Origin of the sequence: Actinoplanes sp. NPDC026623 (assembly GCF_040638275.1) — a bacterium.
Lineage (GTDB): Bacteria > Actinomycetota > Actinomycetes > Mycobacteriales > Micromonosporaceae > Actinoplanes.
The window spans coordinates 1-15140 of sequence record NZ_JBEZXZ010000212.1 but is presented as its reverse complement, the minus strand read 5'-3'; the positions used below and the strand labels follow the sequence as shown (position 1 = coordinate 15140).

Here is a 15140-nt window from a genome sequence, read left to right as displayed (position 1 = left end):
CGAACCCCTGGGCCCCGGCGCGAAAGCGCCGGGGCCCTCGTCATGGAGAGATTTCCTGCGCCGGCTCGACGAGGCAAAGCTGATCACCCCGTTCCGGTCGGCCGGCGGGCACCGCCGTCACTCGCGTTACCAGTTACGCCTCGCCGCCCGGGCCCGGGAGATGGTCGAGCACGGCACCGCCCTGGAAGCCGCCTGCCGGATCATCACCCTCGAGGACCAACTCGTAGAGGCCCTCCAGTAGAACGAGGAATACCAGCGCCAACAGAAGCCAGGCGCTCCCTGACCCGATCGCCGCCCGGTATTTCGCCGTCGCCCCGGACGGCGGCGGCGAGATCGGCTTTATGAGGGCCACGTCCAGTTCGCCACCTCGGGCAGGTCGGCGCCGTGCTCGCGGGTCCAGGCGCGGGCCGCCAGGCGGGCGTCGACCATGTCCTGCCGCAGGCCGGCGGCCCGAGCGCCGAGCGACGGGACCCGGTCGACGACGTCGATGACCAGGCGGTACCGATCGAGGTCGTTGAGCATGACCATGTCGAACGGCGTGGTGGTCGTGCCCTTCTCCTTGTAGCCACGGACATGGATCCCGGCGTGGTTCGTGCGCCGGTAGACGAGGCGATGGATCAGCCATGGATAGCCGTGGAACGCGAAGATCACCGGCCGGTCGGCGGTGAACAAGGTGTCGAATTCGCGATCGGGCAGCCCGTGAGGATGCTCGCCGTCCGGTTGCAACCGCATGAGATCCACGACGTTGATCACCCGTACGCGTAGATCGGGCAGCCGTTCGCGGAGGATCGCCGCGGCGGCGAGGGTCTCCAGGGTCGGAACATCGCCCGCGCAGGCGAGGACGACGTCGGGCAGGTCTCCGGGACTGTCGTTGTTCCCCGCCCACTGCCAGATGCCGAGACCGCGGGCGCAGTGCACGGCCGCGTCGCCGACCGAGAGCCAATCGGCCTGCGGCTGCTTGCCTGCGACGACGACGTTGACGTAGTGCCGCGAGCGCAGGCAGTGGTCGTACGTCGAGAGCAGGGTGTTGGCGTCCGGCGGAAGATAGACCCGGACGATGCCCGGTTCCTTGTTCATCACGACGTCGAGGAATCCGGGATCCTGGTGGGTGAATCCGTTGTGGTCCTGTCGCCACACATGCGACGACAGCAGGTAGTTCAGGCTGGCGATCGGGCGCCTCCAGGGGACCTGGGCGCTCGCCTCCAGCCACTTCGCGTGCTGGTTGAACATCGAGTCGACGATGTGGATGAACGCCTCGTAACAGGTGAGCAGTCCATGCCGGCCGGTAAGCAGGTAGCCCTCCAGCAGCCCTTGGCACATGTGCTCGGACAGAACCTCGACGACCCGGCCCCGGGGACCCAGCTTCTCGTCGAACCTGCCGATCTCGGCCTGCCAGTCGCGCTCGGTGACATCCAGGATGTCCTGCAGCCGGTTGGAGGCGAGTTCGTCCGGCGCGAAGGTCAGGAAGTTGGTCCTGTTCGCGTCGACGACGTCGCGCAGCCATCCCCCGAGTACCCGGGTGGCCTGGTGCTGACCGCGTCCGGGGGTGGAGACGTCGACCCCGTAGTCGCGCCAGTCCGGCAGCCGCAGGTCCCGCAGCAGGCTGCCGCCGTTGGCGACCGGGTTCGCGCTCATCCGCCGGTCGCCGGCCGGTGCCGCCCGCAGCAGGTCGCCGACCGGCCGTCCGGCGTCGTCGAACAGATCTTCGGGCCGGTACGACCGCAGCCACCGCTCGAGGACCTGGCGGTGCCGGTCATCCGTGCGTGCCTCGGGCAGAGGCACCTGATGGGCCCGGAAGGTGCCCTCCACCTGGACGCCGTCCACGGTCGGCGGGCAGGTCCAGCCCTTCGGCGTCCGCAAGATGATCATGGGCCAGGCCGGACGCCGGCCGTCGTCACCAGTGCGGGCCGCGCGGTGGATCTCTGCGATGCTGTCGAGGCAGACGTTCAGCGCCGCGGCCATCTGCTGATGGACGTCCGCGGGATCGTCGCCGGCGACCACCTGGGGCGCGTACCCATAACCGCGCATCAACTGCAGCAGTTCCTCCTCCGGGATGCGGGCGAGGATGGTCGGGTTGGCGATCTTGTACTGGTTCAACGCCAGGACCGGCAGCACCGCACCGTCCCGGGCGGGGTTGATGAACTTGTTGGCATGCCAGCTGCCGGCGAGCGGACCGGTCTCGGCCTCACCGTCGCCGATGACGCAGAAGGCTGTCAGGTCCGGATCGTCCAGCACGGCCCCATACGCGTGCAGCAGCGAATAGCCCAGTTCGCCGCCCTCATGAAACGACCCGGGTGTCTCCGGCGCACAGTGGCTCGGCACTCCACCCGGATACGAGAACTGCGCGAAGAACGCCGCCATCCCCTCGGCATCCTGCGGAGTGTGGCTGTAGAGCTCGGAATACGTACCCTCGAGCCAGCCGCAGGCGTTCGGGCCGGGGCCGCCGTGCCCGGGACCGGCTACGAAGACCGCGTTCAGGCCGCGGGCGATGATCTGCCTGTTCGCATGGGCCCAGACCAGGTTGAGGCCGGGAACGGTGCCGAAATGTCCCAGCAGCCGCGGCTTGATGTGCTCGGCCCGTAGCGGCTCCCGCAGCAGGGGGTTGGCCAGCAGGTAGATCTGCCCGACGGCCAGATAGTTCGCCGCCCGCCACCACGCGTCGACCCGCTCCAGGTCGCGCCGGTCCAGCGGACCGGGCGCGTCGCCCAGCACGTACGGCGCAGGAGCTATCGTCTCGCCGCCGCCCGTACCCTCGTTGTCAGCTGAGGTTTCTCCACCCATGCTCGCCAACTGCTTCACCCGGCACCTCCCATCGCGGCTGCTGCTGCGTATGCCTCCCGGCTGGGAACCTAAACGGGTAGCGGTTGTCAGCTTTCGGATGTCGATCGTGGCCGGTGTCTCGCGATGTCGCCGCCGTCCGTTAGAACCGGCCGCTCGGGGGTAGACGGCACCACGGGCAGGTAAGGGCCGGCGCTGGGCGACTAGAGGCAGCCATGCCGATCGTGGATGGTGCCGTGGCTGAATCGCGGAGCTGGTGAGGCGGCGTGCTCGAGATCGAGGTCGAAGGCTCGGGAATCGTGGACGTCGTCGTTCGCGGCGAGTTGGACATGCATCACGCACCGAGCTTCCGGAGCACCGTCGCCAGCGTGCTGAACCGCGGTGACGTCACCGCTGTCGAGCTCGACCTGACCGCCGTCGAGGTCCTCGACGCCGCCGGGGCAGGCACCGTCATCGTGGCTCACCGCATCGCTATCAACCTGCGGGTGAGCATGCGGGTCTGCGCGGCCAGCGCGCTGGCAACGCAGATCCTGACTCTGCTCGGCGCCGCCGACCTGCTGCCCGGCGAACGGTCGGCGAATGTGGAGTGGTCCGCGCGACGTCAGGCGGCGGCTCGGCAGGCTATGCGGCGGTAGGAGTTTTGTCATTGCCGGACGACGCGGAAGGTTTTGAGTGTGGGGTCGGCGGCGTCTGGGAGTGTCATGCCGGCGGCGAGTCCGGCTCGGAGGTATTCCACGACTGGTTCGTTGAAGCGTTCGCCGGGCAGGATGGCGGGTACGCCGGGTGGGTATGGGCTGATCATTTCGGCGGAGATCCGGCCGGTTGGGTCGCTGGTCTGTTCGGTGGTGGCGAAGTAGGCCTGTCGTGGGTTCATCGCCTGTTCGAGGTTGAGTTGTTCGAGTTCGGGGATGTCGGGGGCTGGTGTGTCGTTGGTGGGTGGGTCGGCGGCGAGGGCTTCGATGGCGTCGGTGAGCCGGTTGAGTGCGGTGGTGTCGTCGGTGTAGGTGAGGGAGAAGACGACTCGTCGGGCGTCGCCGAGTTGTGCGGTGAGGTGGTGTTGGGACTGTAGCCAGTCTTTGGCTTGGTATCCGGTGATGCCGAGTGCGGAGACGTCGATGCTGAGTTTCATCGGGTCCCATTCGGCGACTCCGTCGTGGCCGATGATCGATTCGTTCATGACGTCGATCTGGGGGATCTTCGTTAGTCGGGTGCGGACTTTGTTGGTTCGTTGCAGGGCCTCTTCGAGTAGTTGGTGTCCTTCGGCGGCCATGCGGTGCCGGAAGCCGTCGATTGAGCCGTAGAGGAGTGCGGAGGGGCTGGTGGTGGTGATCAGGTCGAGGCGTAGGCGTAGGTCGACGGGGTCGACGAGGTCACCGCCGAGCAGGATGAGTGATGCTTGGCATAGTCCGCCGTCGGCTTTGTGCAGGCTTTGCACGGCGAGGTCGGCACCGGCGTGGATGGCGGCGGTTGGCAGGGTGGGGTGGAACGGGAAATGTGCGCCCCAGGCTTCGTCGACGAGTAGTGGGGTGTCGCGGGCGTGGCAGATGCGGGCGATGCCGTGGGTGTCGGCTCCGGTGCCGTATTCGGTGGGGGTGATCATCAGGACGGCGCTGACGTCTGGGTGGTGGTCGAGGGCTTGTTCGACGTCGTGGGCCGTCGCGGGATGCGCGATTTGGCGTTGCTGGTCCCAGCGGGGGCGTAGCCAGACCGGGTCGGCGCCGGCGAGGATCAGCGAGGCCACGACGGATTTGTGGACGTTGCGGTCTACCAGGATTTTCTTGCCGGGTCCGGTGACGGTGAGCATGGCGGTGTGGATGGAGATGCTGGAGCCGCAGGTGGTGAAGATGGCTTGGCGGGCGCCGACTGCTTCGGCGAGTAGTTCCTCGGCGTCGGACACGGATTGTTTTGCCATGATCACATCGGCTTCGAAGGTGCTGCGTGACAGCACGGCGGCGGTCCGGTCGTCGACGTTCAGTCCCAGACGATGGCCTGGTAGGGCGAAGGTGTAGTTGCCGCCGCGCCGGTACTGCGCTATCGCGTCGAGAACGGGTGTCTTCCGCTGATCCATATCAGCTGGATACCTCCATCGCCGCCACCCCAAACCAACGCGTTACTGCTGAAATGCCCGTTACGTGTAGCTGCAACGGGCGACCTCGCCGGCCACGGTCGCCGACAGCCCGAACGGCTCGAGCAGGCCGGCGGTCTCCAGCATCTTCGCCGTGCAGGGCCCGGGCCGGGTGAGAACCAGCCGGCACCCCACCGCGGCGGCACTGGCCCGGGCGTCGGCGAAGGCCTTGATTCCGGAGAAGCCCAGAAAAGTGATCCGCCCGAGGTCGACCACGAGGCGGGTCATGGCGCCGAATTCCAGAGTCCAGCCGACGAGGTGGGCCAGATGGCCGGTCCCGTCCATGTCGATCTCGCCCCGCAGCGACATCAACACCGAGACCGGATCGAGGTCGGCGAACGCGGCGCTGAAGTCGACATCCGCGCAGCAATCGGGCGGTTCGGTCGAGAGCATAAAGGCCTTCGCATAGGTGGGTTTCGGCCGTCGTCTGCCCATTTTCCCGTGGCCGGCCGAGCAGGGCCAGCACACCGGAGCATGACGAACCGCGCCGGTCCACGGATGGGTGACCCGATCAACGGGCGAGTATCAATGACACATGGCAGCGGCGCTGAGATCTGACATCGAGCAGGTCGGCGCGTGCCTGATCGTCGTACTGACGGGTCGCCTGGCCACCGCGACCGCGCCGATCGCCCGGCTCGCGGTGCTGAAATGCCTCGCCGATCACCCCGACGCCGTCCTGGTCGACCTGAGCGCGGTCACCGTGGTGCAGAACGTCGCCCTGACGGTCTTCGCCGCGGCCGCGCAGCGCGCGTCCAGATGGCCGGGGATCCCGGTCCTGCTGTGCGGGCCGACCCCGGCGACCGCCGGGTTGCTGGCCGGCGGCGGCTACGGGCGGCTGCCGGTGTACGCCTCGACGACCGAGGCGCTCGCGGCCCTTCCCGAACGGCGGATCTTCTCGTTGAGCGAGACCTTGCTGCCCGTGCGCGGTGCCGCCCGGCGGTCCCGGAGGATGGCCGCGGAGGCCTGCGCGCGCTGGGACATACCGCACGTCACCGACTCGGCGAGCATCGTCACCGACGAATTCGTCACCCGGGCGCTCGCCCACGCGGCCACGATGATCGACGTGCGACTGGCGTTGCGCCGCCGTTACCTGATGATCGCGGTGCACGCGGGGAACCCAGGAGCCGCCCGGGCGGCGAACGCGCCGGCTTCCGATCCCTGGCCGGATCCGGGGACGCTGCTGCTCGACAGCGTCGCCCGCCGGTGGGGATATCAGCAGGTCGACGGTGGCTGGGTCGCGTGGGCGATGCTGAACATCAGCCCGAGACCCGGCGTCGCTCCGCGTCGGCTGCCTTGAAGGTGTTGCGCGGTGCGGCAGTTCGCGGTGCCGGGGTTAACCCCGTCCGCCGTGTCCCTGGTAGCCGTGCCCGCCGAGCGTCTCGGATGCGACGCGCAGTGCCTCGTGGTGGCTGGCGATGATGGGTGCGGCTTGCTCGGCGACCTGCTCGGCCCGAGGGTCACTGCCGTTGGCGAGTTCGGTCTGCCCCAGCCGCATAGCCTGGGCGTGGGCGTCGAGTTGCGTCGCGACGTACAGGGCGTCGAATTCGGCGGCCGACGCCGCCTGGTACCGGTCGGCCAGCGCCTGTTGCTCGGGAGCGGGTGCGGCAGGCAGGTCAACGCCCAGGCGGGCGGCGGTGTCCCGCAGGCCCGCGTCCATCTGGGTGTGATCGGCGACGAACCGGGCGGCCAGTCCCTTCACGAGCGAGCTGACGGCCTTTTGCTGAGCGATCCGGCCCCCGGCGATCTCGGCGAGGTTGCCTTGGTGCGCGGCCCGAAGGAAGGCGGCGTCGTGATCCGAGGCGGCCGCCAGGGCCGCCGGTGTGGGCAGCATCAAGAGGATGGCGGCGCCCAGGGTGAACGCGGTACGTCGGACGAACATCGGTCTCTCCTAAGGTCAGAAACCTAGGATAAAGCCCCAAGACCGCCTATTGGCGGCTTTTGAGGGGTTTCAGGGCTTGCGGGTCGGGACCTGGTTTTCGTCGCGTCAGGCGCGGAGGTCAGCCGTGGCGACGGCGTCGAGGGACGGGACACGCCGGAGGCAGCGCGGATCACTGGGACTGGGATCTGGACGCGTCGCGATCGAGCGGACCCCAGTTGGATGACGGCTGCTCCTCCACCAGCCCGAGCGCCTCGGCGACCGCCTCGTCGGCGACCCAGGCGACCGGCCGGCGGCAGCGCACCAGCGGCTCGTTGTCGGGTCCCCGCCCGCAGTCGTCGCCCGCCAGGATCCACGGCCGCTCGCCGCGTTCGCGCAGGTGACCGTAGTCGTACAGGCGGCGGGCGGCCCAGAGCCGGGCGGAGCGGTCGCCCCACCACGCCTCCACGGCGAGCGGGCTGGCCGACAGACCGGGCAGGGAGACGCCGGTCAGCGAGTCCCGGCTGGAGCCGCCGTCATCATCGCAGAGGTCCACGGCCGGCCCCATCGACCAGCGAAGGAACAGCTCCTCACCACGCGGCGGCCGTTCCATGAGCCGGGTCACCCCGTCCAGGTCGGTGATCGTCGGTAGGTCCTCGTACACGAGGCTCATTGTTCCCCACGCCGTGCGGTGTCATTCCCCGTTCACCGGCGAAGCCGGTCGACGCTGCCGGATCGCCGCCGGGAAATGAGGGTAGACGTTTTGTCTGCAGGCCCTGACCGCAGGAGAACATGGTGCTGGACACTGTGCGCGCCAGTATGTCGCATGCCGTTCACGGGTACGCGCCGCATGAGCACCGGCCGCTGGACGGCTATGTCACGGTGATGGCCGCGTTCGGTGGGTTGGCGGCCGCCCTGTCGGCGGCCGGCCGGGTCACCGGCCGCCGCGCCCCCGAGCGACCTCGCCTTGCCGATGTCCGCGGTGTGGGTGGCCACGGGCCTGACCGGTGGCCTGGTCCTGGCGCCCCGGCTGACCAGGTTGGGTACGACCGTGTTGACCGCCACGGCGGTCTCGGACTTTCTGCAGCTCACTTACGATGCCGCCAAGCGCCGCAGCGAAGGTTGAGTGCCCCGGCCGAGATCCATGGTCAGACTTCAGGAACGGGAAATCGCGCCCAGACGTGCTTCGCGTCTCCATCGACGTACCAGCCGATATCGAGAGCAAGGTCGCGGGCCAATTGCAGGCCCAGGCCGCCGGCTCCACCCGGCCGGTCCACCGCGAACTCAGGAGAGGCTCCCGGCTCCTCATCGGCGACGTCGAGAATGAACTCGTCATCGGTCCGGCGAAGCTCCACGACGGTCGGCGGTCGCGCGTGTGCGAGAGCGTTCGTGGCGAGCTCGGTGGCGACTATCGCGACCTTTTCCGGCACCTCATCGAGGAAGTTGCCCTCCGGCAGCGGTTCGCCTGTCAGCGCCTTGTGTAACGACGAACGCAACGATCGCAGCTCGGTGAAGCTGTCCAGTACCCAGTGGGCGACTGCCGCGTTCGGTGTGGGCGGGCGAGAGGTTCTCAGTACGGGCACGGCGAATTCGTACCCCGACTTGCCCGTATTCATGCAGACCGGGCCCGCTACCGCGGGTCGACCTCGGTCGCCGCGGTGAGGACCTCCGCCGTGTCGATCTCCAGGAGCGCGGGATGGGCGCCGGGCTCGGGCCGATCGCCGGGCTCGCTGCGATTGCCGTGCCAGATCGCCCGGTGGCATGGACGCTCGGGTGGCGGTCCCCAGCGGGCGGGCGACATCGGGCCGAACAGCACCACCGACGGAGTGCCGTACGCGGTGGCCAGATGCGCGACGCCGGTGTCGCCGCTGATCAGCAGCCGGGCCCCGGCGACCAGGCCGGCCAGCTCGTCGAGTCCGGTGGACAGGGCTGCCCGGGCGTCGAGCCCGGCTCCGGTGGCGACGCGTACGGCGATGTCCCGTTCGGCGGCGGAACCGGTGACCACCACGCGGTGTCCGGCCGAGCGCAGTTCCCGGGCGACGGCCGCGTAGCGGGTCGGCGGCCAGCGGCGCGACGGTGATTTCGCGCCCGGATGAATGATCGTGAGACCGTCCGTCACGGCGGCGGCGGGAATGGCGAGGGAAAGGTCGGACTCGGCCGCGGCGATGCCGTAGTGCCCCAGCAGCCGGCACCAGCGGTGCACCTCGTGGTCGTCCTCGTCCCAGGCCGGTCCGTCGAGATGCCGCGCAGCGGCGTTGGCGAACGCCCAGAGCTTCGCCGGCTGCGCGTCCCGCAGGAGCCGGTGCGACTCGGGGCCGCTGCCGTGCAGGTTGACCGCCAGGGCGGGGGCCTCGACCGGCAGGCCGCCGCGGTCCAGTCCCTCGGTGGGCACGATGCGGTCGACGACGCCGATCAGGTCGATCAGCGGTGTCAGCCAGGCCGGGGCGGCCAGCGCGAGGGTCTCGCCCGGAAAGGCGGTTCGCAGGCCACGCAGTGCCGGCACCGCCGTGGCCAGGTCGCCGACGCCGAGGGCGCGCAGGGCGAGGATCACGGGTACGAGGACTCCGTCTCGGCGGCGATGACCAGTTCGCGGACGGCGCAGCCGGCGGGCTGGGCGAGCGCGAACAGGATGGCGTTCGCGACGTTGGCCGGGTCGTTGAGGATCGCGTCCGGACCGGGCTTGTACTGCTCGTCGCGGTCGTCGAAGAACCTGGTCCGCATCCCGCCGGGGATGACCAGGGTGACGTTGACCTGCCCGGCCAACTCGGCGGCGAGCGACCGCGTGAAGCCGACCACGCCGAATTTCGCCGCGCAGTAGGCGGTGGCGTCACCGACCGCCTTGATCCCGAGGGTGGAGGCGACGGTGACCACGCCGCCGTGTGACTCCTTGAGGGCGGGTATCGCCGCGCGGATGACGGCGGCGGTGGCGAGCAGGTCGATGGTGACGATCCGGTCCCAGGTCTCACCCGGGATGTCGGCGAGGGAGCCGGGTACGTCCATGCCGGCCGCGGTCACCACGCCGTCGATGGTGCCGCCGGCCTGCTCGACGGCCCGCCGGGTCGCGGCCTCGGCGGCCCGGGTGTCGGCCAGGTCGCATTCGATCCACGGCACGCCGTCGGCGGGCGGCTGCCGGTCGATGACGAACGGCCGCCCGCCGGCCTTGATCACGGCGTCGACGACGGCGGCGCCGAGACCGCTGGAGCCGCCGGTGACTATCACTGCATCCATGGGTTTACCTCCGGGTGGTGGCGGCCTGGGCCGCGGCGATGGTGCGGGTGGTGGAGCGGCCGTCCAGATAGGGCACGATCACGGTGCGTCCGCCCCAGCGTTCGACGAGTTCGGCCTCGGGCAGGTGGGGGCCGCCGTCGGCGTAGTCGCCGCCCTTGACCCAGACGTCGGGGCGCAGCCAGGAGAGCACCGCCTCCGGTGTGGGCTCGTCGAAGACCACGACGGCGTCGACGCAGTCGAGGGCGGCGAGCAGACGGCTGCGGTCGGTCTCGCCGTTGAGCGGCCGGTCGGGTCCTTTGAGCCGGGTCACCGAGGCGTCGCTGTTCAGGCAGACGATCAGGCAGTCGCCGAGTCGGCGGGCGGCCCGCAGGGTGGCGAGGTGGCCGACGTGCAGCAGATCGAAGCAACCGCCCGTGGAGACCACGGTGCCGCCCCGCGCACGGATCTCCGCGATCAGCCGGCCGGCCTCGGTCTCGCCGATCCGCTCCGGCGTTGCCGGCGGCGGGTCCGACCGCGTGAGCGCCGCGGCGACACCGCCGCCGGCCACGTACGCGGATGCGGCCGCCACCGCCTCCTGGACGGCCTCGGAGACCAGCGCGCCGCCGGCGAGGCCGAGCGCCGCGGTGGCGGCGAAACGATCGCCGGCGCCGCAGGTGTCCCCGTCCGAGACGACCGGCACCTGGATCACCAGGGGTGTCGGCCCGGAGTGGCAGAGCACCGCACCGTCGGCGCCGCAGGTTACCGCGACCGCGCCGGCCCGCCAGCGCCGCCGCAACAGGTGCCCGGCGCGCTGAGCGGTGGCCAGTGTGGAGCCGGAGCCGGCGTCGTCGGCGAGCCTGCGGACCTCGGCCACGTTCGGTGTCACCAGCCGCACGTTCGGCACCGGCGCCGGCCCGTTGGGATGCGGATCCCAGACGATCGGGGCCTTGGCGTCCTGGAGGGCTCCGCGCAGCTGCGGGTGCCGGGCGACGCCGCGGCCATAGTCGCTGACCAGGATCGCCGAGGCGGCGTGAAGCACGGCCAGGGCGGCGTCGGGTGCGGCTCCCGGTGGTTGCGGTGTGCCGCCCCGGTCGAGCCTCAGCAGGATCTGGCCGCCCGCGCGGAGCCGGACCTTCTCCGGGGTCGCGCCGGGCAGCGGCAGCGGATAGACCCTGATCCCGGCGGCGGTCAGCAGCTCGCTGAGCCGGGCGCCGGCGGCGTCGTCGGCGAGCGCCGTGACCAGGGCGACGTCGTGGCCGTGCCGCGCGGCGAGCAGGGCGGCCAGGCCGGCGCCGCCCGGCCGCTCCGCGACGTGTTCCTCGTCGAGCACCGGAGCGGGGGCGTCGGGAGCGATCCGGCGGACCGCGCCCTCGACGTCCCGGTCCAGCAGCGTGTCGCCGACGACGACCAGCAGGGGCCTGCCGCTCACACCGCCACCTCCACTTCGCTGAGGACCTGCGGGAAAGGGACGGGTCGGCGTCCTTCGAGCACCGCGGGCAGGGCCCGGTCCACGTACTCGCACATCACGTGCACCGAGACCAGGTGCAGCTCCTGGACGACCTGGCTCTCCTCGGACGGGCAGCGCAGCGCCTCGTCACAGGCGTCGGCGAGCGGGTTGGGGCCAGGGCCGGTCATCGCCCAGGTGCGCAGGCCGCACCTTTTCGCGTCGCGGACCGCGGCGAGCAGATTGGGGCTACGGCCGCTGGTGGACAGCACGATGAGGACGTCGCCGGGGCGGCCGTGCGCGCGTACCTGCCGGGCGAAGACCTCGTCGTAGCCGTAGTCGTTGCTGATCGCGGTCACCGCCGAGGAGTCCGGGGTGAGCGCGATCGCGGAGAGCGGGATTCGCTCGGCGCGCAGCCGGCCGACCAGCTCCGCGGCGAGGTGTTGTGCCTCGGCCGCACTGCCGCCGTTGCCGGCGACCAGCAGGCGCCCGCCCCGGCCCAGGTGCCAGGCGAGCTGCTCGCCCCAGCGTGCGAGCCGTCCGGCCGCCGCCCGGAACGGGGTGATCGCGCCGGCCAGGGCGCTCAGGTGGATGTCCAGGGGCGACAGTTCGGGATGGTCCATCAGACGACCGCCTTATGGGCAGATTCGGTGACGACGCCGGGAACGCCGGAATAGACGGCGGCGATCCGGGCCGCGATCCGGGGCCAGGCGTACGAGTGGGCGGTCCGGTCGACGGCGGCGGCCGCGTACGAGATCCGCCGGACCTCGTCGCCGATCAGCCGCCGCAGGGTCAGGCCGAGTCCCCGGGGGTCGCGCGGCGCGACCAGGTCGCCGGTGACGCCGTCGACGACGGTGTCGACAAGACCGCCGACCGCGCTGGCGACGACCGGGATGCCGCAGGCCATCGCCTCGAGCGCGGTCAGGCCGAACGGCTCGTACCAGGGAGCCGCGGCGACCACGTCGGCCGATCGGTACCAGGCCGGCATCTCGTGCGCGGCGACGGCGCCGGCGAGCCGGAGCCGGTCGGCGACGCCGCAGATCTCGGCGACGCGGCGCAGGCGGCGGGCGTACGGGTCGGCGTTCAGCTCGCCGGCGGGCGGCCCGCCGACCACCACGAGTTCGGCGCCGGGTACCGCGACGAGCGCCCGGATCAGGTCCTCGACGCCCTTGCGCTCGACCAGCCGGGCCACAGTGAGTATTCGCGGGGCGTCGCTCTCACGCGGTACCGAGGGGCCGCTAGGAGTGAACCGCTCGACGTTGACCCCGGACGGCACCAAGGCCATCCGGCTGCGCGGCACGCCGATGCGGAGAAGCTCGCTGATCTCGTCCCGGCACTGCACCACCACCCGGTCGACGGCCCGCCCCAGTTCGCGCTCGTAGCCGATGCGGTGCGGGGGGCTGGTGTCGGCGGCGCCCTGGTGGCGGCGCTTGACCGAGCCGAGCGCGTGATAGGTCTGCACGACCGGGACGTCGCAGGCGCGGCCGGCGGTGATGGCGGCGAGCCCACTCATCCAGAAGTGTGCGTGCGCGACGTCCGGTCGCCACTCGGTGCGCCAGTTCCCGGCCAGCCACTCGGCGAAGGCGCCCATGTAGGGCAGCAGCTCATCCTTTCCTACGGCCGCGGCCGGCCCGGCCGGTACGTGTACGACGTCGACCCGTTCGCCGAGCGGCACGAGTTCGGGCAGTTCGAGATGGTCGCGCCGGGTATAGACCCGCACCTCGTGGCCTTCGGCGGCGAGCGCGGCCGACAGTTCGGCGACGTGCGCGTTCTGACCGCCCGCGTCGACGCCGCCGAGGGTGGCGAGCGGGCTGGCGTGTTCGGAGATCATCGCGATCCGCATGTTTCCTCCTCCAACAGCCGGTCCCAGTCCGCGAGGAACCGGTCAAGACCGTGCCGGGCCAGCGCCACCTCGCGGGCGCGGGCGCCGAGGCGGCGGGCCGCCTCGGGCTCCTCGAGAAGCCAATGGGCGGCCTCGACCAGGGTGTCGACGCGGGTGGAGAGAACCCCCGCGTCCGGGGGAACGGCGGCGACCGCCTCGGTGGTGGCCAGGCCGATCACCGGCATGCCCAGCTGCATGGCTTCGATCAGGCTGAGCCCGAGCGACGTCCAGCGGCACAGGTGCAGGTAGGCCCTGCGCCGGGCGAGAAGCGCGTGCATCGCGTGCTGCGGCGGGTCCTCGACCGCAGTGATCCGCGTTCCGGTCAGCCCGGCGACGCCCATGCCGAAGACGTCCAGCGGTGCCACGTGCGCGAACCGCGGGTACAGATCGGTGCCGGTGACCCGCCGTCGGCGGATCGGCTCGTTGGTGACGACGGCAAGGCGTTCCAGCTCGCCGGTCCAGCGGGCGGCCGGCTCGGGGATGCCGTGCTCGATCACCGTGGTCCGGGTGCCACCGGTGTCCCAGAAGAGTTCGTTGAAGTGGGTCACGTGGGCGACGATCAGGTCGTCGCGGTCCGCCATCGGGTGCCGCGAGTTCGGCACGTCACCCTTGGGGGTGTTGTGCTCGACGTAGATCACCGGGAGGCCGGGCGGCACTCGGTCGAGCTCCTCGGGTCGCTGCACGATCGCCACGTCGGCGTCGCGGATCTCGCCGATCGGCCGCTCCTCGACGGAGGGCGGCCAGTCGAACGTCCGCGCGCGTCCGCGCCCCCACGCGTCGCGGGCCTCGTTGACCGGAATCAGGTAACGGTGCTTGCCCTGGACGAACGCGGTGGTCCAGGAGCCGTGCACGTGCCAAAGCAGGATGTTCATGCGGCGACCTCGGTCCGGGAGAAGGTACGCGGGGCAGAGATCAGCAGGTCGACGGCGGCAAGGACGTCGGCCGGCTCCACCATGGACAGGCAGGGGTGGCCCGGTGTCGGGCAGATCGTCGCCCGGGTGTCCCGGCACGGCGCGTCGGCGACGCCGAGGCGCACGTTCGGCACGCGGTAGGGGCCCCACCGGACGTACGGGATGGTCGGGGCGAAGAGACTGACCACGGGAGTGCCGACGGCCGCGGCCAGGTGCGCGGGGCCGGTGTTGCCGACGACCAGGCAGGCGGCGCCGGCCAGGATCTCGGCGAGCCGGGCCATCGAGGCGGGGCCGGCGTCCTCGCCCGCCTCGCCCGCCACGAAGGCGGCGAGGCTCCGCTCCTGCGGGCCGCCGGTGACCAGGACCCGGTGGCCGGCGCCGGCCAGTGCGGCCACGGTCGCGCGCAGGCGTTCCGGCGGGCCGGATCGTGCGGGGACGCTGGCGCCCGGATGCACCACGACGTACTCTCCGGCTCCCTGGTTCGCGGCGGTGGTGACCGCCAGCCGGCCGTCGTCGCCGCCAGGCAGGGCGAACCCGGCCGCCGCGGCGACGCTGCGGGCCCGTTCGGTCTCCGGCAGGTGCTCGGGAACGCGGTGCCGCACGTCGAGCAGCGAGCCGGGATAGTCGTCGCTGATCGCGGTGATCCGGGCGACCCCGGCCATCCGCAGCAGCACGGCCAGGGGCAGGGCGGACTGGTGGAACGAGGTGAACACCACCGCCTCGTCGACTCCGGCGGCCGCGATCCGCCGGGTCAGCGCGGCCAGATCGGCCGGATCGACCGGATCCGGCTCCGGGTCGATCCACGGCAGCCGCCACTCGACGAGCTCGTCGACGCCCGGCAGCAGTTCGGCCGCGGCCCGGCCGCGCGGCCCGCAGAGCAGCACCACGCGCTCGGCGCCGTGCGCCACCGCCCGGATAGCGGGCCCGGTGACCAGCAC

At 71.2% G+C, this 15140-nt stretch carries 16 protein-coding genes and 1 pseudogene; 4 read left to right on the top strand and 13 right to left on the bottom strand.

The features are described from left to right. The first annotated feature begins 7 nt into the window (after positions 1 to 7). Entirely contained in the window at positions 8 to 241 is a 234-nt protein-coding gene (locus AB0F10_RS37985; protein ID WP_360636874.1) for a MerR family DNA-binding transcriptional regulator, read from the top strand. 98 nt (positions 242 to 339) lie between these two features. On the opposite strand, the gene AB0F10_RS37980 is transcribed toward AB0F10_RS37985, so the two are convergent. Next, positions 340 to 2799: a phosphoketolase family protein gene (locus tag AB0F10_RS37980; RefSeq protein WP_360636871.1), complete on the bottom strand. Its 2460-nt coding sequence runs from the start codon at positions 2797 to 2799 to the stop codon at positions 340 to 342. 245 nt (positions 2800 to 3044) lie between these two features. On the opposite strand from AB0F10_RS37980, the gene AB0F10_RS37975 reads away from it, so the two are divergent. Then, positions 3045 to 3413 carry an STAS domain-containing protein gene (locus AB0F10_RS37975; RefSeq protein WP_360636868.1) on the top strand — a complete coding sequence of 123 codons (369 nt, stop codon included), beginning with the start codon at positions 3045 to 3047 and terminating at the stop codon, positions 3411 to 3413. Positions 3414 to 3421: 8 nt separating this feature from the next. Here AB0F10_RS37975 and AB0F10_RS37970 read toward each other — a convergent pair whose 3' ends face one another. Both AB0F10_RS37970 and AB0F10_RS37965 read right to left on the bottom strand, forming a co-directional pair. Next, positions 3422 to 4846, bottom strand: coding sequence for an aminotransferase class V-fold PLP-dependent enzyme (locus AB0F10_RS37970; RefSeq protein WP_360636865.1), 1425 nt, complete (start codon positions 4844 to 4846; stop codon positions 3422 to 3424). 60 nt (positions 4847 to 4906) lie between these two features. Further along, on the bottom strand, positions 4907 to 5296 hold the full coding sequence (locus tag AB0F10_RS37965) for an STAS domain-containing protein (protein ID WP_360636862.1): 390 nt from the start codon (positions 5294 to 5296) through the stop codon (positions 4907 to 4909). A 142-nt stretch (positions 5297 to 5438) separates the two neighbouring features. Here AB0F10_RS37965 and AB0F10_RS37960 point away from each other — a divergent pair, with 142 nt between their 5' ends. Next, positions 5439 to 6200 (top strand): STAS domain-containing protein, encoded by a 762-nt coding sequence (locus AB0F10_RS37960; RefSeq protein ID WP_360636859.1) that lies wholly within the window; start codon positions 5439 to 5441, stop codon positions 6198 to 6200. A 36-nt stretch (positions 6201 to 6236) separates the two neighbouring features. Here the strand turns inward: AB0F10_RS37960 and AB0F10_RS37955 are convergent, their stop codons facing one another. Next, a complete protein-coding gene (locus tag AB0F10_RS37955; protein ID WP_360636856.1) occupies positions 6237 to 6782 on the bottom strand; it encodes a DUF4142 domain-containing protein in 546 nt (181 codons plus the stop codon). A 169-nt stretch (positions 6783 to 6951) separates the two neighbouring features. Continuing rightward, positions 6952 to 7422: a DUF6098 family protein gene (locus AB0F10_RS37950; RefSeq protein ID WP_360636853.1), complete on the bottom strand. Its 471-nt coding sequence runs from the start codon at positions 7420 to 7422 to the stop codon at positions 6952 to 6954. 155 nt (positions 7423 to 7577) lie between these two features. On the opposite strand from AB0F10_RS37950, the pseudogene AB0F10_RS37945 reads away from it, so the two are divergent. Beyond that, positions 7578 to 7884, top strand: a pseudogene (locus AB0F10_RS37945) (DUF1360 domain-containing protein). A 22-nt stretch (positions 7885 to 7906) separates the two neighbouring features. Here the strand turns inward: AB0F10_RS37945 and AB0F10_RS37940 are convergent. The 8 genes from AB0F10_RS37940 to AB0F10_RS37905 form a co-directional block, all read right to left on the bottom strand. After that, positions 7907 to 8374: an ATP-binding protein gene (locus tag AB0F10_RS37940; protein WP_360636850.1), complete on the bottom strand. Its 468-nt coding sequence runs from the start codon at positions 8372 to 8374 to the stop codon at positions 7907 to 7909. 14 nt (positions 8375 to 8388) lie between these two features. Next, a complete protein-coding gene (locus tag AB0F10_RS37935) occupies positions 8389 to 9309 on the bottom strand; it encodes a glycosyltransferase family 9 protein (protein ID WP_360636847.1) in 921 nt (306 codons plus the stop codon). Next, a complete protein-coding gene (locus tag AB0F10_RS37930) occupies positions 9306 to 9986 on the bottom strand; it encodes an SDR family oxidoreductase (protein WP_360636844.1) in 681 nt (226 codons plus the stop codon). Before AB0F10_RS37930 ends, AB0F10_RS37935 begins: the two co-directional genes overlap by 4 nt. A 4-nt stretch (positions 9987 to 9990) precedes the next feature. Continuing rightward, the gene (locus AB0F10_RS37925) at positions 9991 to 11394 is read right to left on the bottom strand and encodes a PfkB family carbohydrate kinase (protein ID WP_360636841.1); all 1404 of its coding nucleotides are present in this window, start codon (positions 11392 to 11394) and stop codon (positions 9991 to 9993) included. Continuing rightward, positions 11391 to 12032 (bottom strand): SIS domain-containing protein, encoded by a 642-nt coding sequence (locus tag AB0F10_RS37920; RefSeq protein ID WP_360636838.1) that lies wholly within the window; start codon positions 12030 to 12032, stop codon positions 11391 to 11393. Before AB0F10_RS37920 ends, AB0F10_RS37925 begins: the two co-directional genes overlap by 4 nt. Continuing rightward, on the bottom strand, positions 12032 to 13252 hold the full coding sequence (locus AB0F10_RS37915) for a glycosyltransferase (RefSeq protein ID WP_360636835.1): 1221 nt from the start codon (positions 13250 to 13252) through the stop codon (positions 12032 to 12034). The genes AB0F10_RS37920 and AB0F10_RS37915 overlap by 1 nt, the downstream gene beginning before the upstream one ends. Beyond that, entirely contained in the window at positions 13237 to 14163 is a 927-nt protein-coding gene (locus tag AB0F10_RS37910; protein ID WP_360636832.1) for a glycosyltransferase, read from the bottom strand. The genes AB0F10_RS37915 and AB0F10_RS37910 overlap by 16 nt, the downstream gene beginning before the upstream one ends. Beyond that, the coding region (locus tag AB0F10_RS37905; RefSeq protein WP_360636829.1) for a glycosyltransferase family 9 protein at positions 14160 to 15140 on the bottom strand (981 nt) is incomplete at its 5' end. The genes AB0F10_RS37910 and AB0F10_RS37905, both read right to left, overlap by 4 nt.

What these genes read in the sequence shown, in the direction of transcription:
- AB0F10_RS37970 (WP_360636865.1), bottom strand. Translation starts at nt 4,846, where the DNA reads ATGGATCAGCGGAAGACACCCGTTCTCGACGCGATAGCGCAGTACCGG.
- AB0F10_RS37965 (WP_360636862.1), bottom strand. Translation starts at nt 5,296, where the DNA reads ATGCTCTCGACCGAACCGCCCGATTGCTGCGCGGATGTCGACTTCAGC.
- AB0F10_RS37960 (WP_360636859.1), top strand. Translation starts at nt 5,439, where the DNA reads ATGGCAGCGGCGCTGAGATCTGACATCGAGCAGGTCGGCGCGTGCCTG.
- AB0F10_RS37955 (WP_360636856.1), bottom strand. Translation starts at nt 6,782, where the DNA reads ATGTTCGTCCGACGTACCGCGTTCACCCTGGGCGCCGCCATCCTCTTG.
- AB0F10_RS37940 (WP_360636850.1), bottom strand. Translation starts at nt 8,374, where the DNA reads ATGAATACGGGCAAGTCGGGGTACGAATTCGCCGTGCCCGTACTGAGA.
- AB0F10_RS37930 (WP_360636844.1), bottom strand. Translation starts at nt 9,986, where the DNA reads ATGGATGCAGTGATAGTCACCGGCGGCTCCAGCGGTCTCGGCGCCGCC.
- AB0F10_RS37920 (WP_360636838.1), bottom strand. Translation starts at nt 12,032, where the DNA reads ATGGACCATCCCGAACTGTCGCCCCTGGACATCCACCTGAGCGCCCTG.
- AB0F10_RS37915 (WP_360636835.1), bottom strand. Translation starts at nt 13,252, where the DNA reads ATGCGGATCGCGATGATCTCCGAACACGCCAGCCCGCTCGCCACCCTC.
- AB0F10_RS37910 (WP_360636832.1), bottom strand. Translation starts at nt 14,163, where the DNA reads ATGAACATCCTGCTTTGGCACGTGCACGGCTCCTGGACCACCGCGTTC.